Here is a 22,905-nt window from a genome sequence, read left to right as displayed (position 1 = left end):
AACGGGGGACGCCCGATCCAAGGGTCCCGAGCTTCGGGTCCACCCTGACCTTCGAAGCGAAGGGTGGCCGGCGGCCCTCAACCGCTTTCCCCCGTCATCGGGCCGTCTCGGGAAACCTGTCCCCGCGCCGGAAGGGGTGCGTCTTATGCGCCGCGCACAGTAGATCACATGTGAACTCAATGCACAATATAGTGTCTGCTGCTGCGGCGATGGAGAATGCCGTGGCGGCCACCCGCGCCCGTACCCGTGCGGAGCGCCTGGACCCGGTGCTCGCCGGTCTGCGCCTACTGGTGACCTTCGTGAGGGGGAGCCCGTCCGGAGACCAGGATCTACGGCCGGAGTGTCAGGCCCGGCTGTAGGCCGCCGTTCGCAGCGTATTGTCGAGCGCATTGCGCGCGGCGTCCGTCAGGTTTCGGTCGTAGGTGACGGCCACTGATATCCCGTTGTCCCACATGGCGAAGAAGGCACTGAATGCGTTGGGGGTCGTCGCCGACGAACGCCAATTTCCATGATGGAACAGGTTGCGCCCTGTCGCCGTGCGCACTACGTACATTCCCAGCGATGCGGTCGGCTTGCTGGAGGTGGCGGAAGCGTTGATGAAGTTGTGCGCCGCCGGACTCAGGAGCCGGGAACGAGGGTCGTAAGCGCGCGCGAACATCGCGTAGTCGACCGCCGAGATCTGCCAGCCGCCGAACGCCCCCATGGCACGTGTGCCTGAGCCGATCCTGCCACTCGCGCCACGTGGTGCCAGGGCCATCCGCCGGCAATAGCTCTCGTAGGGTTCCCGAGTGATCGTCTGGATGACGAGACCGAGAATCGCGTAGTTCACATTGTTGTAGACCTCGCCCGCGGGCTTCGCAGCTAGAGGCCGGGCCAGGGCGCGGCGGATGAGGATCACGTCTGAGGAATCGGCATTGGGAATCCCGGCGAGCCCGCTCTGAGTAGGGTCGAAGGTGATCCCGCTCGTGTGACGGAGAAGCTGCTCGATGGTGATGTTGCCGACCGCCCTGCTCGACCATGGCCCGGTGGCTCTCCGGAAACTCCGCGGCAGCGAGGACAGACGAGTGGTGAACCGGAGCCGCCCGTTGTCGATGAGCGACATAAGGCACACGGCCGTGATCGCTTTCGATAGTGAGGCGACGTTCGCTTGCGTCTCCGCGGACATCTCGTTGTAGCCGTATGAGCCGACGAGTTGGTTGTCGCTCACGACGGCGAGACCGGCGTTGCTGACCCCGTTGGCGGACATCCACTGTTTGAAAGCGGCGTTGATCCGATCCTGCACGCCGGCCTGGGCGTGGGCGGGAACGGGCGCCGAAACGGTCATTGCTGTCGTCGCCACGAGGATGAGCATGACAACGCGCCTGAGCTTCGCGATCACGGACGACCTCCGGGACGAGCTGGCGGGGTGGGGACGTAGGGGCCGAAACCCGGAGCCGGGCGATGGGAAGGGCACGGTCTCCTTGATGATGTCTTCCGCACAGCGATGATGGAGACGCGTTGCCGGGGAATGTCACGTTCCATCAGGCGGGACAGCCTCGGGAATCCCTGCGGTGGTGACGTTTCCCTTGCCCCCAGGAGCAATGTTCAGAACTCGGCAGTCGGCTGATCCGGACGCGAAATCCTGAGCATCGTCGAACCATCGGCGCAGCCTTCACCGGCTGTGATCTCCCACGCCCTGAGCACCTCCAGGAGGCCCTGCTCGCCGGTACGGCCCGGCTCGGAGGTTCGCATGTACGCGTCCAATGCGGTGCCGTACCTGCCCAGCCTGACCGCCTCTGAGAAACGGTCGAGGTCCCTCGCGATGAAGCTGTTGAGAAAGTCCATTCCCTCACTGGTGGCGAACTCACGCTTCTCCGACACCTGGACGCTTCTGACTCTGATGCCGCCCGGGTTCAGAACCTTCTGTGCTCCCAGGAAATCGCTGACCAGGGTGATGGGGGCAGCGAGGCACGAGACGCGGTGTATTTCCGACTACGGCGGATAAATCCAACATGAATCTGAAAAAAGTAGTGGTCCCAATAGCGAGATGTATGGGTTTTTGACGGTTCGCGGGGTCGGGGGACGTCTCGCCGGGGTGGCACTACGTTGAGGGAGGGGAGGCAGATCGTCAAGCGGCTCGCCGCTCGCCGAACCTGTAACCTAACGTGATGTAAGGAGAGCAGGCATATGAGCGTTGCAGGTGGCGCGGCCGCGAGTTCCAGCGTCGCTGAGCGGATCCGCAGCCGCATGGGGCAGCTCTCGGCCGGCGAGCGCAAGGTCGCGCGGGCTCTCCTGGCGCACTATCCGTCGGCGGGTCTGGGGTCCACCCACGAGCTCGCGGGGCGTGCGGGCGTCAGCGCCCCGACCGTCGTCAGGTTCGTCGCCCACCTGGAGTTCGACGGCTACAAGGAGTTCCAGCAGGCGCTGCGCGACGAGGTCCAGGAGCGCAGGGCCTCGCCGCTGACCATCCCGCAGCGCATCACCAAGGACGACCTGCGCTCCGTCTCCGCCCACGTCTTCACCCAGGCCGTCCAGCAGACCTACGCGTCACTCCCCGACGAGGAGCTGGACAGGGCCGTCGACCTGCTCGCCGACACCAGCAGGCACGTCACCTGCTTCGGCGGCCGTTACTCGCACCTGCTCGCCGCCTACTTAGACCTGCATCTGCGCCAGATGCGTCCGGGGACGACCGTTCATCCGCAGACGCCCACCCACCACTCGGGCTTCCTGCTGGACGTGGGCAAGCGTGACGTCTGCGTGGTGTTCGACTTCCGCCGGTACCAGCGCGACGTCGTCGACCTGGCCGTCCACGCGCACGGCAGGGGCGCCAAGATCCTGCTCATCACGGATCCATGGCTGTCACCGGCTGCCGAGGTGGCCGACCTCGTTCTGCCGGTCAGGGTCGACGGTCCGAGCCCGTTCGACTCGGTCGTTCCGGCCACGGCCGTCGTCGAGTCGATCGTGGCCGGGGTGCTCGCAAAGCTCGGCAAGCACGCTGAAACCAGGATCAGAGAGGCGGATGAGCTGGCCGGGGACATCACATTCGACTGAGATGTTTCGCTGGTGACTCATTGACATCCGGATGAAATGAATGTTTCATGGCGGGCACCCCGCGCCCGAACTCCGCGTCCCCCTGGAGCCCGCCTCATGGCCCACAAAGCACCACGTAAGCTGCGCCTGTGGGAGGCGCTCGCCCTCTCCGTCGGGCTCATGGGCCCGACCCTGGCCATGGGCCTCAACGGTCCCGGCGTCGCCGCCACCGTCGGCAAGGCCGTCCCGCTCGTCTTCGTTCTCGGCCTCATCGGAGTCGGCCTCGTCGGCTACGGCTTCTGGCGCCTGACCCAGCACTTCAACCATGCGGGCTCCGTGTACGCGCTGGCCGGTGCCACCATCGGGCCGCGCGCCGGATTCTTCGGCGGCTTCGCGCTCCTCGGCACGTACTTGTTCTTCCTGACCTGCACCCAGGCCGCCACCGGGGTGTTCGCGCACGCGTTCCTGAAGGCGCTCGGCGTCCACAACAGCGGACCGTGGATCGCCGTCGCCGTCGTCGCCGCGCTCGGCGTCACGATCCTCAACTCGCGCGACACCCGGCTCACCGCGCGGACGCTGCTGATCATCGAGGGTCTCGGCATCCTGGCCATGCTCGTACTGGCCGCCGTCGTCGTCGGCGGCTCCGTCATCGGGTCGGGCGGCGTCACCGAGAGCGGGGGTGCACCCACCCTGGACCTGTCCACGTTCACCTCCGGCGGCACCACCTTCGGCGCCGTCATGACCGCCACCGTCTTCGCGTTCCTGTCCTGGGCCGGCTTCGAGGCCTGCGCCTCGCTCGGCGAGGAGACCGACAACCCCAGGCGCAACATCCCGCGCGCTCTGGTCGGCAGTGTCGTGCTCACCGGCCTGCTCTTCGTCCTCATGATGTTCACCGAGACGATCGGCTTCGGCACGGACAAGGCGGGTGTCGATGCCTTCGCCGGCGCCGAGTCGCCGCTGTCCACGCTGTCCGACCGCTACATCGGCACGTGGTTCGCCCTCGTGGTCGCCTTCACCGCGGTGGCGTCGGCGTTCGCGAGCTCGCTGTCCTCCTCCGCCGCCGCCGCCCGCATGCTCTTCGCCCTCTCCCGGGACGGTTTCGGGCCGAAGGCGCTCTCCCGCGTCGACCCCCGCACCGGTTCTCCCCGCGTCGCCCTGGTCGCCGTCGTCGTCATCACGCTCGTCGTCGACGCCGTCGTCTGGGCGTCCGGGGTCGGCGCCTTCGACGCCTACTACTGGTTCGCCACGCTCGGCGTGCTGTGCATCCTCGTCGCGTACGCCGTGGCGGGCGTCGGCGTCATCGCCTTCACCTTCTCCGGCCGCTCCGCCATCCCGCGCTGGGAGGCGGTGCTGCCGGTGGCCGGCATCGCCTACCTGCTGTTCGTCTTCTACAAGCAGTCGTCCGGGCAGGACGCGCCGTACTCCTACTTCCCGTGGATCGCGGGTGCCTGGTGCCTGCTCGGCGTCGTGGTGATCCTCTCCGCGCCCGCCCTGGCCCGGCGCATCGGCGAGCGGCTCACCTCCGAGCTCACCGGCACGGGGAGCGTCGCGGACGAGCCGGTGGAACAGCTTCGATGAGCTTTCTCTACGACGCCGATCTCGCCGTCGTGGCCGGGGCGCAGCGGCTGCGGTTCTTCCCGCTCGCCCCGGTCTCGGGGCACGGGGCCCGGCTGGTGGAGGCGGACGGCCGCGAGCTGATCGACCTCTCCGGTGCCTGGAGCGCGGCCGGTGTCGGCTACGCGCATCCGAGGGTCGTCGAGGCCGTGGAGCGGGCGGTACGGCGGATGCCGGGGGCCAGCCTGCTTTCGGCCACCAACCCCGAGGCGGTCGCGCTCGCGGAGGAGCTGCTGGCCATCACCCCTGGCACATCCGATCGCCGGGTGTACCTCGGTCACGCCGGCTCCGACGCCAATGCCGCGATCATCAGGAGCATCCGTGCCGCCGGTGACCGCCCGCGCATCCTGACGTTCGAGGGCTCCTACCACGGCGGGCTCGGCCCCGCCCAGCAGGTCTCCGGCCTTCATGTCGCGGCCGGCGCCGAACGGGACCCCGGTCTGGTGCTCGTGCGCTACCCGGACCTCGACGGCGTCGGCATGGAGCTCGCCGCCGGCGACGTCGCCGCAGTGATCGTCGAACCGATCCTCAGCGACGGGGGAGTGGTGATCCCACCGGCCGGTTTCCTCAAGGGGCTCGCCGACCTGTGCCACCGGCACGGCACCTGGCTGGTCGCCGACGAGGTCAAGGTCGGTCTCGGACGGACCGGCCGGCTGCATGCCTTCGAGTGCGACGGCATCGTCCCCGACCTCGTCGCGTTGGGCAAGTCACTCGGCGGAGGCCTGCCGCTGTCCGCGGCGATCGGCCCGGCCGGGATCCTCGACGCCGCCGAAGGATCTTCGCTGCTCACGACCGCCGGCAACCCGGTGGCGGCCGCGGCCGGGCGCGCCGTGCTGCGCATCCTGGCCCAGGAGGAGTTGCCCGCCCGCGCGGCCCGGCTCGGTGCGGGGCTGAGCGCCAGGCTCGACCAGCTCCAGGCCCGGCACGACCAGGTGGCCGACGTGCGCAACCGCGGGCTGATGGGCGGCATCGAGCTGATCGACGCCACGACCGCGGCGAAGGTCGTCTTCCGCGCCTACCAGCTCGGAGCGGTGCTCTACTACGTAGGACCGAGGTCGAACGTCCTGGAGCTCACCCCGCCGCTGGTCATCGACGAGGCGGATCTCGACCGGGCGCTGGACATCCTCGACACGGCCATCGCCGATGTCGCGGCAGGCAAAGTGGACGACGCGGCCGTCGCGCCGTACAGAGGCTGGTGACGTGCGCATGACATCGATGATCTTCGTGGCGACCTGCGACCTCGCGGGGCAGACCCGCGGCCGGGCCGTCCCGGCGGCGGACCACGACAAGGTGCTGCACACCGGGGTCGGCTGGGTCCCCGCCGACCTCGCGATCAGCTGCTTCGGCCCGATCGCCGAGGACAACGTGTTCGGCTCGACCGGTGACCTGCGACTGCTTCCCGACGAGTCGACCGGCGTCGACATCCCGGCCGAGGGCACGCACCCGGGCGTGCGCCTCTACCTCGCGGACCAGGTGCTGCCCGACGGGTCGCCGTGGCCGTGCTGCCCGCGTACCTTCGCCCGGACGGCGCTCGCCGAGTTCCGCGAGCTGACGGGGCTGGAGGTCGTGGCTTCGTTCGAGCACGAATTCGTCCTTGCGGGCCTCCCGGCCTCCCAGCCGTTCTCGTTCGGGCGCTTCCGCGACGCCGAGCCGTTCGGGTCGCAGCTGGTCGAGCTGATGACCCAGGCAGGTCTCGAACCGGAGACCTGGCTCCCGGAGTACGGCGACGGGCAGTTCGAGGTCACCATGCGGCCGAGCGACGCCATGGTGGCGGCGGACCGCGCCGTGCTGCTGCGCGAGCTGGTCCGCGACCTCGGCCGGCGCCGCGGCCACCGGCCGACCTTCGCGCCGCTGATCAGTCCCGAGGGCGTAGGCAACGGCGTGCACGTGCACCTCTCGCTGCGTGACGCCGAGACCGGGGCACCGGTGCTCTTCGATCAAGCGCGACCAGGGCGGCTGTCGGAGATCGGCGGCCGGTTCGCGGCCGGCATCCTCGGGCACGCCCACGCGATCACCGCCATCACGGCGCCCAGCCCCGTGTCGTTCCTGCGGCTCACCCCGCACCGCTGGAGCGCCGCCGGCGTCTTCCTGGCCGAGCGCAACCGGGAGGCGCTGTTGCGCATCTGCCCCACCACGGCGGACGGCGACGTGGCCCGGCAGCTGAACCTGGAGTTCCGCGCCGCCGACGCGACCGCGAACCCGTGGCTGGTGATCGGCACGCTCGTACGGGCCGGACTGCGGGGCATCACCGCCGCGTACCCCGAGCCGAAGGTGTGGCCGGAGAACAGCACCGAGGCCGAGCTGGCCGACGTACCCCGCCTGCCCGGATCGCTGGACGAGGCGCTCGACGAGCTGGCCAAGGACGACGTCGTGCGGGCCTGGTTCGACGATGACCTGCTGCGGACCCACCTCGACGTCAAGCGCACCGAGCTGGCGCTGGTCGAGGGGCTTACGCCCGAGGAGAAGTGCCGGAGGATCGCCGATGTCTACTGACCTCAAGGCAGAGATCGACGAGATGGGGCTGGTCGACCACCACGTGCACGGCGCGCTGCGCGGGCCGGTGGAGCGGCCGGCGTTCGAGGAGCTGATCACCGAGTCCGACCGGCCGATCCCGCCGTGGATGACCCAGCTGGATTCGCAGCTGGGTTTCGCGATCCGGCGGCACTGCGCGCCGCTGCTCGGGCTGGAGCCGTCGGCGAGCGCGGACGACTACTGGGCCGCGCGGTCCGCCGTGGCCCCCGGCGAGCTGGCCGGCACCTTCCTGCGCGCGAGCGGGACCGGCCACTGGCTGGTGGAGACGGGCTACAAGGGCGACCAGATCCTCAGCCCCGCCGAGATGGCATCCGCCAGTGGTGCCCGGGTCGACGAGGTGGTGCGGCTGGAGGCGGTGCTGGAAGAACTGGCGGGTACGGCCCCCTCCGCCGGCGGCCTGCGCGACGGCTTCCGCGAGGCACTGCGGCAGCGGACGCGCGGCGCCGTCGGCCTGAAGAGCATCGTGGCCTACCGCTACGGCTTCGACTTCGACCCGGCGTGCCCGACCGATGCGGAGGTGCGGAAGGCCGCCGGCGACTGGCTGCGGGAGATCGGCAAGGGGGCGGCGCCGCGGGTCGACGACCCGGTGCTGCTGCGGATGCTGCTGTGGGCGGGGGTCGAAACGGGCCTGCCGCTGCAGCTCCACACCGGTTACGGCGATCCGGACGTCGAGCTGCACCGCTCCGACCCGCTGCTGCTGACCCGATGGCTGAAGGCGGTGGAGCACACCGGGTCCGACATCCTGCTGCTGCACTGCTATCCCTTCCAGCGCAACGCCGGCTATCTCGCCCAGGTCTTCCCGCACGTCTATTTCGACGTGGGGCTCGCGATCAACTACACCGGCGCGCGTTCCGACGCGATCGTGGCCGAGAGCCTGGAGCTCGCGCCGTTCGCCAAGGTCCTCTACTCGTCCGATGCGTGGGGCCCGCCGGAGTTGCACTACCTCGGTGCGCTGCTGTGGCGCCGCGGCATGACGCGTGCCCTGACGGCGTGGGTGGAGGAGGGCGAGTGGACTCCGGCGGACGCCGTACGGGTCGCGACGATGATCGGGCGCTCCAACGCGGCCCGCGTCTACGGATTGGACCTCGGATGAACGAGCACCCCGAGCTGTGGGCGGCCCTCGATCAGGAACTGCCCGCCGCGTTCTCGTTGCGCCGCCGGCTGCACTCCTCGCCGGACCTGTCCGGCGAGGAGTCGGCCACACGCGAAGCCGTACTCGCGTCGCTGCCCGACGGGCTGCCACTGACCAAGGTCGCCGAGACCGGGGCGGTGGTGCGCATCGGTGGACCGGGGCCGGCCGTCGGAGTGCGCGGTGAGCTCGACGCGCTCGCGGTGACGGAGGCGACCGGCGTCGAGTGGAGCTCGCGGAACCGCGGAGTCATGCACGCCTGCGGTCACGACGTACATCTGGCCGCGCTGGTGGCGATGGCCCGCGCGGTGCACAGGGTGGGAGGGCCGAAGCCGTTGCTGCTGGTCCTGCAACCACGAGAGGAGACCTATCCCTCAGGAGCGCAGGACATCGTCGAGAGCGGCGTGCTCGTCACCGAGCAGTGCGGGGCGATGATCGGCGCGCATGTGCAGCCGGTGCTCGCGCCCGACGTGGTCGCCTGCGTACCCGGCGGGGTCAACGCCTCTTCGGACGAGTTCCAGATCAGCGTGCACGGCGAGTCGGGACACGCCGCCTACCCGCACCTCACGCGTGACCCCGTTCTGGCCCTGTCGCACACGGTGGTCGCGCTCCAGAGCGTCGTCAGCCGGTCGATCGACCCTATGGCGCCGGCCGTGGTGGGGGTCTCGTCACTTCAGGCTGGCAGCGCGGCCAACGTCGTCCCCGGCGTGGCCAGGGCGCGTGGCACCATACGGGCGCTGTCGACCGCGACGCGCGAGCTGCTGCACCAGCGGGTCGTCGAGGTGGCGGAGTCGGTGGCGCGGACGCACGGCTGCGAGGCGGAGGTGACCTTCGTGAAGGGGGAGCCCGTGCTGGAGAACAACCCCCGGCTGGTGGTGCAGGTGTCCCGGCTGCTGCGGTCGCACGGGCTGGAGGTATCGGACACGCTGCGCTCGGTGGGCGCGGACGACTTCTCCTTCTTCGCCGAGCGGCTGCCGTCGTTGATGCTGTTCGTGGGTACCGAGACCGACGTCTCCCTGCACAGCGACAGGTTCCTCCCGAGCGATGGGGACGTCGATCGGCTCGCTCGCGCGATGCTGGCCGGCTACCTGGGCGCCTGTACAGCGCTGTGACTCACGTCAGCCGCGGCCGGCGACCGTGGCGCACCCGTCCGCACATGGCCGACGTCCTGGCGACGTATTCGGAGAACATCTCGAACGTCACCCTGACCCCGTCCGGCTCGCTCGATGTCCTCTGCGGGAAAGCGTGAGCTTTGCCGGTAGGGCGTGAGCACGCGCGAGGCTGACCGGGCTTTCGCGGAATCGCCGTTGGGCGGTGGGTGTTCACCGCCCCAACGGCGCGTCGGGTTTTCCGGCTTTCGCGGAGCAGCAGAGGGTGCCGGCAGGTTCAACCGGGGCCGCCCATTTGTGGAGTGGCCCGCGGTGAGCCCGCTGCTCCTTGTGCGGCTGCCGGATTATCTGTGGCCGTACGAGTGGTGACCGTGATGCCAATGGTGGTGGCCGTAGGGATGGCCGTGGTGCCGATGATCGCCACCGTAGGGCTGACGCTCGTCGCAGCGGCCTTGGTATCGGCTGTAGGGATCCAGGTCGCAGCGGTGGCCTTGGGATATGGAATCGGTTTCCGGGCTCATGGCGCTTGCGCCGGCAGGCTGCGCCGACATTGCCACGGGAACGATAAGGCTGAACGCTGCCAGCGAGGCGGCCGCGAGAGCATTTTTGAGCATGGGACATCTCCGAGTCTGATGATGGAATCCCGGCGTAGTGCCTGGACTTATGGTGCGTCGAATCGGCTACCGGGAAGATGTCGAATCGACGTCTATGTCTGGAAACGCTAGCCGAGCGCATCCGGAATGGTCATCCCATGGAGGCAAAAGCCAGGAACCGGATGGTTAAGTAATTCGACAGGTCGATAATTCCGACTTTTGCGTGATATGCGGCACCAGGGTGAGGAGGGCGTTGAGCTCTCGGCCAGGGCGGCGACTGCCAGGCGTGCTGTGTCGGGGAGGGCGCCGTCCCAGGGAATGCGGTCGCACGCGGCGGACAGGACGCGCAGATGCCGGCGCACGTACGGTGGCGAGGGCGTGATGGCGAGCCGCCACACGGTGCAAGGGCGTACCAGGGACATTCCCGGCCTTGGCGAAGCCCTTTCGACGGAGACCGAGCATCGCAAGGAGCTCCTGTCGGCCAGGGAGCGGGAGATTCTGGAGAACCACCTGCTCAACGAGGTGGCCGGCACGCTGCACGAGCTGATCGCCGCCGCGGAGCAGGAGGTGGCCACGATGAACGCCGAGCTGGAGTCCCGGTTTCGACCGATCGGCTGCGGCCGTCGCGATGCGGGGTATGACACCCCGCATCGCGACGGCCGGGGCCTTGGGCAGGTTACGGTTTGCAGCGGGTTGGGTCCGCCTGGAGGAAGTCGTCGCGGCTTGACGTTGTGTTCCTGTTTCCTCCGTTCCAGGTCAGGACCTCACCGTTCTTGAGGCCTGACAGGTCGTCGGACGTGAAGGGGACTCGGCCTCGAAGACCTCTGTCGCCCACGGTGCCGTTGACGGTCGCGACGTACGGGACGCCCTTCTGTAGTGCGGTGAGGCTGCCGCCCGTGCTGGTCCAGCCCTGGGGTGGGGGCTGGAAGAGCTGGACGCCGTCCACCGCCCCGGTCTGGCCTCCGTTGTGCACGCTCCAGTCGGACGACGCGTCGTCTTCGGTGTCGGCGAAGACGGAGAAGTCTCGCGCGACGTAGCCGGGGCAGCCGGCCAGCAGCAGCCTGACGCCACCGTCCTGGATCCGTTCGACGGCGAGGATGCCCTTCGGCGCGGGCGTGGTGCAGCCCGTGCCGAAGGAGGCCAGGGCCAGCAGCGCGGCGGCCGCGTACCCGAGGCCCGGCCTCCTCCTGCGAATCATCGTTCCATCGTCCCTTCTACTGCACGGGTCCATAATGCAGCGGCGCCCACCGCAGGTAGCTTCCCCACCACAGGTTGGCGTCCATCTCGAAGCGGTTGCTGACCGCCGGATCACCGACGCTCAACTTGGAGTAGATCGAAGCGCCCGCGTAGTCGGCGAGGAAGTCGGTGGCCCGCGAGTACCGCGACCACTGCTCGGAGTGCACCGCCTCGTGCTTCTCCAGGTTGGGCCCGTACTGGTCCGCCACCTTACGGCCGGCGACCCGCGTGATGTCGTCTCTGGCCTGCTTCTCCTCCCGCAGCTTGTTCTGGAACTCCTTCTTCGAGTACGGGTAGAAGTGGACGTCACCGACCGTCATCGGCTGGTCGCCTCCCGGTGATCCGCCGTAGCAGACGTACTGCAGGGACCGGCGTTCGCAGATGCCGTCGCTCAGGGCCGGCAGTGCGTGGTAGGTGACGGCCAGCAGGTTCGCGCCGTTGGTGTTGTTGCCGGAGTGAAACGGGTGGAGCAGGAGCGACTTCAGCAGGTTGACCCCGTTGTCGCGCTTGACCGGCTTGCAGTAGCATCCGCCGGGCGGCGGCTTCGGCGACGGGCCCGGGGACGGCCGCGGCCTGAGCTTGGGCTTCTTGGGATGGTGCTTGGGCGGGGTGACCTTGTGGGTCTTCGGGTTGTAGCCGACCTGCTTCTGCACCTTCTTGGAGCAGAACCTCAGGTCGTACTGGCATGAGTTGGGCCTGGACCCGATCTCCTCGCCCGTAGGGTCGCTGAACGTGGCCGGGTTGTTGTTCCCGTAGGAGTAGCCGTTCAGGGACTGGCTCTGGTCGGTGGAGAGCACGGGGTCCACGCTCAGGAACCTGCCGATGAGCGGGTCGTACGCGCGTGCCCCGACGTAGGTGAGCCCGGTGGTCTCATCGGCGGGTTTGCCGAGGAAGCCCTTGTCGTCGGGCCATTCACCGCCGACCGTGTTACCGCGCGGCGCGCCGAACGGGGTGGTGTAGCGCTTGGTGACGGTCTGGCCGGCCGCGTCCACCGCCAGGGAGGACGTGCCGTGCGAGTCGCCCGCGAGGAAAGAGACGGTGTTCGCCCCCGTCTCCGTGCTGCGAACCGCGATGACCTGGGCGTCCGCCGCGTAGAAGCGGCTGCTCCAGGTCTTGACGGTACTCCCCGTCGTCTTCGAGTGGATCTCGGTCGCGCCGAGGTACAGCACGCTCTCGCCGTCGCCAACCGCGCGGCGGATCAGCAGCGAGCCGTCGGCGTCGTACAGGTAGGCGTCTTGCGCGCGCCTTCTGTGACGGTGGCGAGGCGGCCCTGCGGGTCCCAGGTCAGCACCTGGGCGCCGCGCCCGGTCGTGTTGCCGGACTTGTCGTAGGAATAGGTGGCGGGGGTGCCCGTGCAGGAGCCCGTGGCCGAGATCGCGGTGAGGGCGTGCCGCTTGGCGGTGTCGCCGTAGCAGTAGGTCGAGGTGGTGGCGGAGGCGCCGTTGTACCGCGTCTCCGAGGTCCGCTGGCCCGCGTTGTCGTAGGTGTATCCGGTGCGGTACGGGGCCCCGCCGCCGAGGGTCTTGCTGGTGCAGTCGTCGGTGGCCGGCGTCCAGGCCTCGGTCAGGCGGCGCTGCCCGTCGTAGACGTAGCACTGGAAGTCGGTCCTGCCGGCGCCGTCCAGGTCGGCGGTGTCGGCGATCTCGTTGACGTTGCCCGCGGCGTCGTAGCGGTAGGTCAGGTCCTGCGGTTTGGCGGGCGTGGACTGGGTGGTGACGAAGGACCTGGTCAGCCGGTCGGTGCCTTCCTCGTAGGTGTTGTTGAGGAAGGTCTTCTTGGCCGTCGTGGCTCCAGAGAGCCCGAGTGTGAACTGCTCGGGCTGCCCGATGGCGTTGTAACTGGCGCCCTGGAGGTAGTCGCTGGTGCCGGTGACCCCGACGACCTGCCCGGTCGGCGTGTAGGTCAGGCTGACGGTCTCCCTGGCCAGCCCCGGGGCCGCGGGCTCGGTGGAGCTCTTCAGGGTGCCGTCGAGGTTGTAGGTGCTGGCGAAGGTGTAACTGGCCTGCGCCGCTCCGGACTTGACCATCGGGTCGTTCGGGTCGAGGGCGAGTTCGGTGCTGGTCGCGCGGTACTGGCCGTCGTAGGCGAGCACCTTCTTGGTGTACGCCTTCCCCGAGACCCCGCCGTCGTAGCTGGTGGAGGAGGTCAGCTGACCCAGGGCGAGCGTGTCGTACGTCCAGGCGGCGAGCTTGCCCGCGTCGGTGCGCGACCCGGACCACAGCGCGGTCTTGCGGTTCAGCTCGTCGTACCCGTACAGCAGCCGGCCGCCGTTCGGCCCGGTCACCGTGTCGGTCTCGTCGAACGCGGTGTAGGAGATGGTGCTGGCGCCCTTGTCGGGATCGGTGATGCCGGTCTGCCGCCCGAACAGGTCGTAGGTGTACGACCATTTGGCGCCGTCGGGTCCCGTGATGGTCCGCTGCTTGCCGTCGGGAGTGTAGGTGAAGGAGGTGGACGCGTACGACGCGCCGGCCTGCGTTTCGCCGCCGTACCCCGTGTCGGCGGGCGAGGTCGAGTTGTACTCGCGGGTCTCGGCCGTGCGCCCCAGCGCGTCGGTGATGGTCCGGGTGGCCTGGCCCCCGGTCACCGCGCTGGTCGCGGTGGAGTCACCGGTGTACGTGGTGGACGTGGACCACTTGCGCACGCCGTAGATGAGGAACGTGCTGCTCGTCTCGCGGCCCGCGCCGTCGAAGACGATGCTCGTCTGCTTGGGCGCCTCGCCGTACTCCTCGCGGGTGTAGGTGGCGTTCGGCGTCTTCTCCGAGTCGAAGATGTCGGTGTACGCCTCGTAGGCGAGGCCGCGCGAGTCGTAGCGGGTGTCGGTCAGCAGCCGGCCGCCGTTCGGGGTGGGCCGCTGGGTCTGCATGGGTCGCAGCAGCGAGTCGTAGATCTGGTACGACCAACTGGCCGTGGTGGACGACTTGATGTTCGAGGTGCCGATCGACGGTGCCTTGCCCCGTTCGTACACGTAGGAGTAGGCGATGCTGGCGCTCTGGCCGCCGTCCTTGCTGCGGTCGGGCAGCCACACCCCGGTCAGCCTGCCGAGCCCGTCGTAGGTCTGCTCGGTCTTGGCGTTGTTCGGGTCGTACGTGCGCAGCGGCAGGCCACGCGTCCCGTCGAGGAAGGTGGTGATCTTCTGTTGCTTGGGGTTGGTGACCACCGTTTTGGTGAGGACGCCGGCGCCGGCCGGTGTGTACGCGGTGGTGGTGGTGTTGCCGCCCGCGTCGGTGTCGGCCAGCGGCCTGCCCAGCGTGTCGTACGTGGTCCTGGCCGTGCGCTGCCAGCCGGTCGGGGGCCGCTCGTCGCCGGTGACGGCCGCCGGGTAGCCGGTGGCCCGGCCCGTCCAGGTCTCGTCGCCCTTGACCGGCTTCTGGCTCGCGGACCAGCCGGTCGCGGCGGTGTCGTCGTACACGGTGGCCGTGTCGGACAGCACGTCGCCGGCGGTCGAGCCGTCGGCGGGCAGTGACAGGTCGGCCTCCTTCACCGAACAGGGACGTCCGACCTCGCGGGTGCGGGAGACGAGCGAGTTGATGCCCTTGGTGTCGTCGCGCGCGTACCAGGTGCGGGTGCAGGTCTCGTCGCCGCTCTTGGCGGTGTCTCCGGTGCTGTCCTCCTTGACCGGCATGCCGTAGCCGTCGAACGTCGTCGAGGTGGTCGTGGTGCGCCAGGTCTTCGGGACGGTGAGGTAGGTGTGCGTCGACGTCCGGCCGGTGCGCACGTAGTACGCCTCGGTGTCGGCGTACGACTTGTGCTGGGTCGCCGTCTTCGCCGACCAGGGGTCGCTGACCGTCACGGACACCGGGTCGGCCCCGTTGTAGTCGATCTCCTCGCGCACGAGGCCCATGTACTGCTCGGAGTCCGTGAGGTCCGGGACGTCCAGTCCGGCGAAGTCGAGGCCGGGTACGGAGACGGCGCGCCGGTTGTCGGGGTCGAGAACCCTGCCGCCGCCGGGCTTGAGCAGCCGGTCGCCGTTCATGCCCTGGAGGTAGACGGAGACGGACCTGCCACGGGTGTGGTCGGCGTCGCCGACGTACGTCGTGACCTTCTGGTAGCCGCGCCAGAGCGACCAGGTGCGCTCGTCGGCCGGGGTGAACGGGCCGTCGTTGTAGCGCCAGGCAGGCTTCTCGTACTCGTAGGAGTACTCGGTGAGCGGGTTGAAGCCCGCCGGGTCGGCGGTGTTCACGGCGAGCACGCGGTACTTGTGGAACCAGTCGATGGCCGCGTCCGTCGCGCCGTTGATGTGCCAGAACTGCGGGAAGCAGGACAGGGAGTTGTCGTCCTCCGCCTTGGGCATCCGCGAACCGCGCACGCACTCGGGCTCGTTGTAGGTGACCGTGGTGATCGCGCCGGTCTCCGAGGTGATCGTCTCGATGCGCGGCCTGGTCAGCGGCAGGATGTTGCCGCCGCCCGGCTGGGTGCCGCCGGCGACCCGGTTGGGACGCATGTGGTAGGTGAACGACACCGGGTCGAGGGTCAGGGGCGTGCCCGAGGACCCGGTCCGCACGATCGACTCCAGGGACAGCGTCTGGTCGGAGGAGTTCCCGATGTCACCGCCGTCCAGGTACTTCTGGGTGAACGCCCAGGAGTCGACCGGCGTGTACGCGGTCCCCGACAGCACGGAGGTCTCGATCTTCACCAGCCGCTTGCGGGAGAAGAACGCGGGGCTCTCCGGGCGGCAGTCGTCCTTCTTCTCGTCCTTCGTGCAGATGGCGTCGAAGGGGACGTCGGGCCAGTTCTGGGCGGTGTCCTTGGTCAGGTTGCCGCAGTCGGTCGCCGTGCAGCGCTCGGCGTAGGAGAAGGCCACCTTGTCGGGGGCGTCCGCGGTGAAGAGCGTGTCGGACCGCTGCCCGTACAGGATCTTGCTGAGGTAGCCGCCGCGCGTGTAGACGGTGTTCGCGGTGTCGGCCTTGTTCTTGCGGTAGTAGTTCGTCTCCGCCGTGTACCAGTACGACATGGCGTTGCCGTTGGTGTCTTCGACGTAGTCGAGGTTCCACCGCCAGGCCTGAGTCAGAGAGCGGCCGGCGAAGGAGTCGCCCTTGCTGTAGCCCGGCTCCCCTGAGTCGTCGCCGTACACCGGCACCGTCCACACCGAGTCGGTGCGCTCGCCGCTCGCGCCCTTCAGCTTGTTGAGGCCGAAGACGTACTTGGTGCCGTCGCCGGTGACGACGGTCCAGTACTCGCCGTCGTCGTCGCCGTTCTCCGCGCCGGTGGAGCGGGTGACGGTGGAGGCGTCGTCGTTCTTCAGGCGCCACTTGCCGCTGGTGTCGTCCTTGACGAGCTCGCTGGACTTGCCGTTGAGGACCAGTGAGGCGTTGTCGTACTTCCAGCACAGGTCGCGCTGCTTGTCCTGGCCGTCCTTGTCGCAGGAGCCGTACTGGCGGTCGATGTAGGAGGTCACCGCCAGGTCGAAGCCCTCGCCGACCGAGGTGCCCTGGTTGTTGGTGGTGGAGGTGTGCCCGTCCACGCCGCCCGAGTCGTAGGACAGGTCGAGCGAGGGGGTGGGTCCCGCGGCCTCCACCGGGGCCATCGGATACGACCAGGTGAAGGACCCGGAACCGCCGCCCGCCTCCCAGGTGGAGGACGAGGTCAGCGGGGTGGCCGCGTAGTTGCCGCTGCCGTCGGGCGCCTCGCCGTCCGCGCCGGGGGCCTCGGCGGTCACGGCCAGCACGGCCGGGGACGCTCCCAGGGCGACCGGCGCGGACAGGGTCTGCGCGGTGTAAGCGTTTACAGAAGGAAGCGGGGTCTGCGTTCGGCACTCCGGCAGGGCCGGAGTGGTCAGCGCGCAGGCGGGCAGTTGCACGAGCCGGAGACGGCCGCTCCACCCGCCGCCGTACGCGGAGGCGAAGGAGGCGTAGCCGATGCTCAGGCGCGCACCGCCGGGGTCCTTCGCCGACGCGGTGAGCAGCACGCCGTCCACTCCGGCAGCCTCGGTGGCGGTGCGGTCGAGGACCTGTACGCGGGCGGCGGCGTTCTTCCCGTCGCCGGCCTCCGGTGCCAGGGTGACGGGGAGCCCGCCGACGCTTCCGGAGGCGCCGGCCGCGACGTCAACCGTGCCCGGCTTCGGCCACCGGACCGTGCGCTCCTTCGCGGCCCGCTCCGCCGCGGCGTCGTTACGTGCCTTGGACGCGGCCACCCGCTCGCGGGACTCCTTGGCTCCGGTCGCGTCCATGGCCCTGACCTTGCTGGACCGTTGTTTCGGTACGGCGGGGGCGCCGGGTCCGGCGTCCGCCGCGGACGCCACGGGGGTGATCCCCGTGGGTAAGAACATCGCCACCGCCAGCGCGGCCATCAAGGCTGCGCGCATTCCGGGCCGACCCATGACTCAACCTCCTAAAGAGGACGAACAGGGAGAACTGGCTGAACTGCCAGGTGAAGTTACGGTGGGGGACCGAGATCTCGGCCCCCCACACCGTCAGTCGCCGACGACGGCGTCGATCTGCTCGGAATCGGACATGGCGCCCGCCCACAGCCTCAGATCGCTGATCCGCGCCGGCAGGAAGTGGCCCCAGGCGGTCGCGCTGAAGCCCTTGCCGACCGCGAAGTCACCCGATCCGGCCGCCGCGGTGTACGCGGCGTCGAGGTCGTTCTGCTCGTGGCCGATGTAGAGCCGCACGACGGGCCCGTCCGCCGCCAGGGCGTCGTACACGCCGGTCAGCCGTACGGGGCTGTCCAGGCTCGCCTCGGCGTCGGAGCTCACCCAGCTCTTCGTGCCGTCCTTGTTGACCCGGCCGAAGCGCCAGAATCCGACCGGCACCGTGACCTCGTTGCCGTCGTCGTCGAGCCGGGTCTCCTTGCCCGTCAGCTCGAACCAGATCCCCCACGAGGAGCCGTCCGCGGTGCGCTGCCCGGCCACCTGGCCGACGGAACCGATAGGCATCGCGAGGACCTTGTCCCGGTCGAGCTCGGCCTTCGCGGTCACCGTGAACGAGCCGGTGTCGTCGACGACCGGGCCCGCGGTGGTGGCCGCGCCGTCCTTGCCGTCCAGCACCAGGCCTTCACCGTCCAGCGACGCGCCGCCGGCCAGCGCCAGCGAGCGGCCGTACCCGGAGAGCGGGTCGGGCAGCGCCGTGCCGGTGACACCCGCCGGATCCCAGTTCGCCACCAGCTCCACGTCGTTGCGCCCCGACGCCGCGGACTCCGCGCGTGCCTCGGACGCGACCTCGTCCGGGGTCAGGACGCGCTGCCAGGCGGCGACCTCGTCGATGGAGCCGGGGAAGTAGTACTGGAAGACGTTGGCCCACTTGTAGCGGCCGATCTCCAGCGGGCCGGTGGCGGACCACGAACCGGCCGCGGTGGCGGTGCCCTGCGGCAGGCCGTTGACGTAGAAGCTCAGCTGCTGCGTGGTGGGGTCGTACGTCCCCGCGACGTGGGTCCAGGCGTTCACCTTGGCCGCGCTGTTCTTCGCGCAGACCCCGAGGTACGCCTTGCCCGTCGCCTCGTCCTTGTCCTTGACGCCGAAGCAGAAGGACACGCGGTCCTTGTCGTACCAGAGGTTGAAGGGGCTGTAGCCTCCGGCGCCGTCCTGCGAGAGCACGATGCCGGTCGACGTCGTCCTGTCGAGCCGCACCCAGGCCGCGACCGTGTAGGCGGAGCGCGTCTCCAGCACGGGTCCCGAGGTCGCCGCGTATCCCGAGGTGCCGTTCAGGCTCATGCCCTTGTCGGTCTTCGGCGCGGGCAGCGGGTCGCCCTTGTCGTCGTACCAGAGCTCGCCGCGGCGCCCCCTGCCGTCCCGGACGGCGCCGGTGGCGAGCGTGGCGCCGTGCCCGGCGGCCGAGTCGACGGCGACTCCGGAGTCCTCGTCGAAGTGCCACCTGCCGACGGGGCCCGCGCCCATGGCGACCAGGAAGTCGACCACGGTCGTGGCGCCGTACCGGCCGACGTTGTCCTTGGCGCGCACGAACAGGCTGTACGTGCCGGAGGTCTGCGGGGTGATCACGGGCCGGACCGTCGCGCCCGTGATCGCCGCCGACCAGGCCGGGTTGGTGGACTGGCGGTACTGGTACGACACGTTGTTGGAGTCACCGGACGCCGGCGCGAACGTGAAGGTCGCGCCCTGTCCCGGGCCGCCCGCCGGCACACAGCTCGTGGTGGTGCACGCCTGGTAGGGGGCGCCGAGCGTGACCACGGGCGCCTTCGGCGCGGTCGGGTCCACCTTGAAGAAGCACCAGCCGGTGGTGGAGGCGTTGGAGGGCCCGGGCAACTGCTTGGTGTAGTTGCTGTAGTACGAGCGCGTCCACGACCTGTAGCGGTACAGCACCCCTTCGAGCAGCGTCGGCGTGGACGCGGTCACCTGCTTGTTGTCGGCGACGTGCCCGGTCGTCGGCCGCTCCATCGTGGTGAAGGCGTCCGTCCAGGTGCCGTCGGAGTTCTTCTTGTCGACGTCCATCGCGGCCCGCAGCATCGCGCCGGACTCGCCGCCGGGCATGGTCCGCGGGGTGGACGCCAGGGTGGGCGTGGGGTCGGAGACGACGGCGGGGGCCGTCTCCTTGGTCTCGCAGACCGTGCCAGAACCGGTCACGATGCCGATCCCCGTCGGCTTCGCCGGCAGCCCCACGTAGTCCACGGCGAGCACGGCGTCGTTCCTGAACCGCTTCCAGGCGGAGGTGTCGCCCTCGTCGTGCGCCCGCAGCTCCAGCGTGAGCTTGGCGAACTTGCCCGCCGCGAAGTCCGCCACGGTCGGGGTGAGGTTCTCGTTGGTCTCGTCCGGGTTGTCCTTGAAGTCGATGGGCGCGCTCGGCTGATCCGGATCGCACGCCGACCCTCGGCCCGCCGACACGTTCCGGTCGACCATCAGGTCGAGCTCCTTCGGCCGGCCCGACCAGGTCGTGGACGACGTGAAGTTGTTCGTACGGGTGAGGTCGACCCACCGGGGAGAGCACTGGAACGCCCACGGCTCGGTCACGCGGAACGTCGCGCTGAGCACCTGCTTGCCCTTGAGGCTGGCGGGCGAGAACTGGAAGTACAGCCGCTGGGTGTAGCCCGGGCCGCAGTAGTAGTTGTTCCAGGTGCCGCAGTGGCCGGCGCCCTCGCCCTGGTTGTTGCTGCCGTTGCCCCAGTTGTAGGACTTGTAGCCGTCCGAGCGCAGCAGGGTCCTGTCGGACTCGCCCCAGGTGACGGTCGGGTCGATGTAGACCGGGTACGCGGCGGGGTCCTTCTGCTGGAGCAGCTTGGCGTCCGGGACGAGGGTGAGCTTGTCCTCGCCGACCTGGATGGGCAGGGCGGCGTGCCCGGCCCCGAGCGCCGGCCCGTCGGCGGCGTCGTCGTCCGCGACCGCGGTGGACGCGCGCCCGGCGGGCGGCGCCGCGGTCCTCTCACCGGCCGTCGGCGCAGAGGTCTTCTCGCCGGAGAGCGGCGCCGCGGTCTTCTCGGCGACGGGTACGCCCGCGTCGCCGGTGTCGCCCGTGGAGTCCCACATGGCGGCGGGCGGGGAGGTGAAGACCTCGGTGGCGTTACCGTCGGTGGCGGACATTCCGCCGCCCTCGGTCGCCGCCACCTTGAGCCCGGACGACTGGACCGAGTACTCGATCCGCTTGAGCTCGGGGTTGTTCGCGGCCTCCGGGGTCTTGACCACCAGGACCTGGCGGAAGCCCTCGGTCGTCGCCGTCATCCTGAGGTCGACGTCCGGCAGCACGTCGCGGTAGGTGGCGTTCGGCCCTTCGAGCACCGGCTTCGGCAGAGTCCCCGGCCAGCCCAGCGCGAGCGTACGGCCGTCACGCGTGATCCGCACGAGTTGAGCACCGTCGCCGCCCCCGGAGAAGGCGAGTCGCACGGCGGCGGCCACCGGTCCAACACCCCCGTCGGCGCGCTGTTCGAGGTTGGCGTCCGGCGTCACCCACGTGCCGTCCGCCCCCTTGACCCGGACGGGCACGGTCGACTGCTCCAGATGGAACGAGTCGCCGCCGGGATTGGCGTACGTGGTGGTGAACTCCGTCCGGGCCCCCGTCACCTCGACCGGTTGCCCGGTCTCGGCCGCCAGGCTCAACGCCCGCTGCTCCTCGCTGGGCTGACGCTCCTGGCCGGCTTGGCCAGTGGTGTCACCGGGCTCGGCCATCCCCTTCTCGGCCATGGCGACGGCGGGTGCCCCGACCGTCAGTAACGTTCCAATCACGAGCACGGCAGCGGGCATGCGCCAACTGCGCAGCACGGGACCCCCGAACATAATTCGTCCCCTCGGCGCACCAACATCATCTCAAGATTCGCCACATCCTGACCTTCAACTCCAGTTCCTGTCAATGAACAAATAAGCACCATCGCGGACGGTAATGGGTGGTATCCCCCTAAAGCAGGTCAAAAGGTGATTTATCAGGACTGAACGACCAGACAACGGGCACCTCGGCCACACCCAGAACCGCTACGCCCGAACGCCGGCGACCACCGGCGCCAGTGGACCCGACAACTGCGAGTTTGTCCTGGTTAAGGACCAAAAATCTGCTTTAAGACGCCAAGTCCACACCTGAATCCCGACCCTCGCTCACCCCGCCGGCGCCCACGGCAAGCCCACTTCGTGTCCTTCAGATTCATATGGGAATCGAAGAACTACGGAGTGGCCGTCTTATCTCACAGTCGGGAATTCGGTCAGGGGAGCTTGCCGAGGGCTCGGGCGAGGAGGGTGGCGGTGTCGGCGACCACCTTGTTGTCATTGGGTGCGTCGGGAGCCTGGTGGGTGGTATAGATCGTCATGATCAGCGGTGGGGCCGACTCGGAGGTCCGGATGACGGCGATGTCGTTCGTGGCTCCATAGGAGCTGGAGGCGCCGGTCTTGTCGCCGATGATCCAGGCCTTGGGCAGTCCGGCGCGGATGCGCGTGCCACCGGTCGTGTTCGCGCGAAGCCAGCTGTTCAGCTGCGCCCTGTCCCTGGCGTCGAGCGCGCTGCCGGTCGTGACCTTACGCAGGTCGCCGGCTACGGAGGCGGGGGTGGTGGTGTCCCGCTTCTCCTTGGGGCTCCAGTTGTTGAGCTCGGTCTCCCAGCGGTCCAGGCGGGAGACGGGGTCCTTCAGCGTGCGGATGTACTTTGTCAGACCCTTCGGGCCACCGATCTGCTTCAGAATCATGTTGCCCGCGGTGTTGTCGCTGTAGGTGATGGCCGCTTCGCAAAGTTCGGCGACGGTCATCCCGTCGTCCACATGCTTCTCGGTGACCGGTGAATTCTCCTTCACCTCACTGGATTTCCAGTGAATGACCCGGTTCATCAGCTCCGGGTCAGACGTGCGGGCCTTGTGAAGTACCGCGGCGCTGGCGAGCGCTTTGAAGGTGGACAGCAGCGGGAACCGCTCGCCGGACCGGTAGGTGATCGTCTTGCCGGTGGCCGTGTCCAGGGCGTACGCGCCGATGCGGCTCTTGGTGGACGTTTCCAGCGCGCGCAACTGCCTGCGCACATCGGCTTCGAGGGACGGACCCCGCAGGTCGAGGACGGCCTGCCTGGTTCCGATCCCGGCCCACGTCACCCCGGTACGCGGGATCGCCCGGGTGTCCGCCGAGGCGGCGTTCACCCCGTAGGCGGTGCCGGCCACCAGTATGGAGATCGCCAGTCCGATTGCCTTCGGCGCCGCGAAGAAACGGCCGGTACGGTGTCGCATTCCATGCCCTTGCTCTCGATCAACAGGAGTGGCGAGCAAATCAGGCCGGGTATGACGATGTCCAATATCGATATTAGTGCGACACCGATATCGGGGTGAGTATCGCCAC

At 69.1% G+C, this 22,905-nt stretch carries 13 protein-coding genes; 6 read left to right on the top strand and 7 right to left on the bottom strand.

The features are described 5' to 3' along the window. Positions 1 to 343 precede the first annotated feature (343 nt). Positions 344 to 1,378 carry a serine hydrolase domain-containing protein gene (locus ACOZ38_RS33565; protein ID WP_424535072.1) on the bottom strand — a complete coding sequence of 345 codons (1,035 nt, stop codon included), beginning with the start codon at positions 1,376 to 1,378 and terminating at the stop codon, positions 344 to 346. A gap of 206 nt (positions 1,379 to 1,584) precedes the next feature. Then, positions 1,585 to 1,860, bottom strand: coding sequence for a hypothetical protein (locus tag ACOZ38_RS33560; RefSeq protein ID WP_424535071.1), 276 nt, complete (start codon positions 1,858 to 1,860; stop codon positions 1,585 to 1,587). A 306-nt stretch (positions 1,861 to 2,166) separates the two neighbouring features. Between ACOZ38_RS33560 and ACOZ38_RS33555 the strand changes: the two genes are divergently transcribed. From ACOZ38_RS33555 to ACOZ38_RS33530, 6 genes are all read left to right on the top strand, one after another. Then, entirely contained in the window at positions 2,167 to 3,030 is an 864-nt protein-coding gene (locus ACOZ38_RS33555) for a MurR/RpiR family transcriptional regulator (RefSeq protein WP_424535070.1), read from the top strand. Between the two features lie 96 nt (positions 3,031 to 3,126). Further along, the gene (locus ACOZ38_RS33550; protein WP_424535069.1) at positions 3,127 to 4,587 is read left to right on the top strand and encodes an APC family permease; all 1,461 of its coding nucleotides are present in this window, start codon (positions 3,127 to 3,129) and stop codon (positions 4,585 to 4,587) included. Further along, entirely contained in the window at positions 4,584 to 5,822 is a 1,239-nt protein-coding gene (locus ACOZ38_RS33545; protein ID WP_424535068.1) for an aspartate aminotransferase family protein, read from the top strand. Before ACOZ38_RS33550 ends, ACOZ38_RS33545 begins: the two co-directional genes overlap by 4 nt. Positions 5,823 to 5,829: 7 nt before the next feature. Next, positions 5,830 to 7,116, top strand: a complete 1,287-nt coding sequence (locus ACOZ38_RS33540) for a glutamine synthetase family protein (RefSeq protein ID WP_424535067.1) — start codon at positions 5,830 to 5,832, stop codon at positions 7,114 to 7,116. Next, a complete protein-coding gene (locus ACOZ38_RS33535) occupies positions 7,106 to 8,248 on the top strand; it encodes an amidohydrolase family protein (RefSeq protein WP_424535066.1) in 1,143 nt (380 codons plus the stop codon). Before ACOZ38_RS33540 ends, ACOZ38_RS33535 begins: the two co-directional genes overlap by 11 nt. Beyond that, complete coding sequence (locus ACOZ38_RS33530; protein ID WP_424535065.1) at positions 8,245 to 9,396, top strand: M20 metallopeptidase family protein; 1,152 nt, start codon at positions 8,245 to 8,247, stop codon at positions 9,394 to 9,396. The genes ACOZ38_RS33535 and ACOZ38_RS33530 overlap by 4 nt, the downstream gene beginning before the upstream one ends. 1,266 nt (positions 9,397 to 10,662) lie before the next feature. Here ACOZ38_RS33530 and ACOZ38_RS33525 read toward each other — a convergent pair. The 5 genes from ACOZ38_RS33525 to bla all read right to left on the bottom strand — a co-directional run bounded on the left by ACOZ38_RS33525 (position 10,663) and on the right by bla (position 22,796). Next, positions 10,663 to 11,184 (bottom strand): hypothetical protein, encoded by a 522-nt coding sequence (locus tag ACOZ38_RS33525; protein WP_424535064.1) that lies wholly within the window; start codon positions 11,182 to 11,184, stop codon positions 10,663 to 10,665. Positions 11,185 to 11,200: 16 nt separating this feature from the next. After that, positions 11,201 to 12,391, bottom strand: coding sequence for an RHS repeat domain-containing protein (locus ACOZ38_RS33520; RefSeq protein ID WP_424535063.1), 1,191 nt, complete (start codon positions 12,389 to 12,391; stop codon positions 11,201 to 11,203). A gap of 29 nt (positions 12,392 to 12,420) precedes the next feature. Further along, entirely contained in the window at positions 12,421 to 17,538 is a 5,118-nt protein-coding gene (locus ACOZ38_RS33515) for a hypothetical protein (RefSeq protein WP_424535062.1), read from the bottom strand. Between the two features lie 93 nt (positions 17,539 to 17,631). After that, on the bottom strand, positions 17,632 to 21,378 hold the full coding sequence (locus tag ACOZ38_RS33510) for a LamG domain-containing protein (RefSeq protein WP_424535061.1): 3,747 nt from the start codon (positions 21,376 to 21,378) through the stop codon (positions 17,632 to 17,634). A 416-nt stretch (positions 21,379 to 21,794) separates the two neighbouring features. Then, positions 21,795 to 22,796 carry a class A beta-lactamase gene (gene bla, locus ACOZ38_RS33505; protein WP_424535060.1) on the bottom strand — a complete coding sequence of 334 codons (1,002 nt, stop codon included), beginning with the start codon at positions 22,794 to 22,796 and terminating at the stop codon, positions 21,795 to 21,797. Positions 22,797 to 22,905 lie beyond the last annotated feature (109 nt).

The organism is Sphaerisporangium viridialbum, assembly GCF_049674955.1.
GTDB classification, from domain to species: domain Bacteria; phylum Actinomycetota; class Actinomycetes; order Streptosporangiales; family Streptosporangiaceae; genus Sphaerisporangium; species Sphaerisporangium viridialbum.
This window is presented reverse-complemented; position numbering and strand designations above follow the sequence as displayed.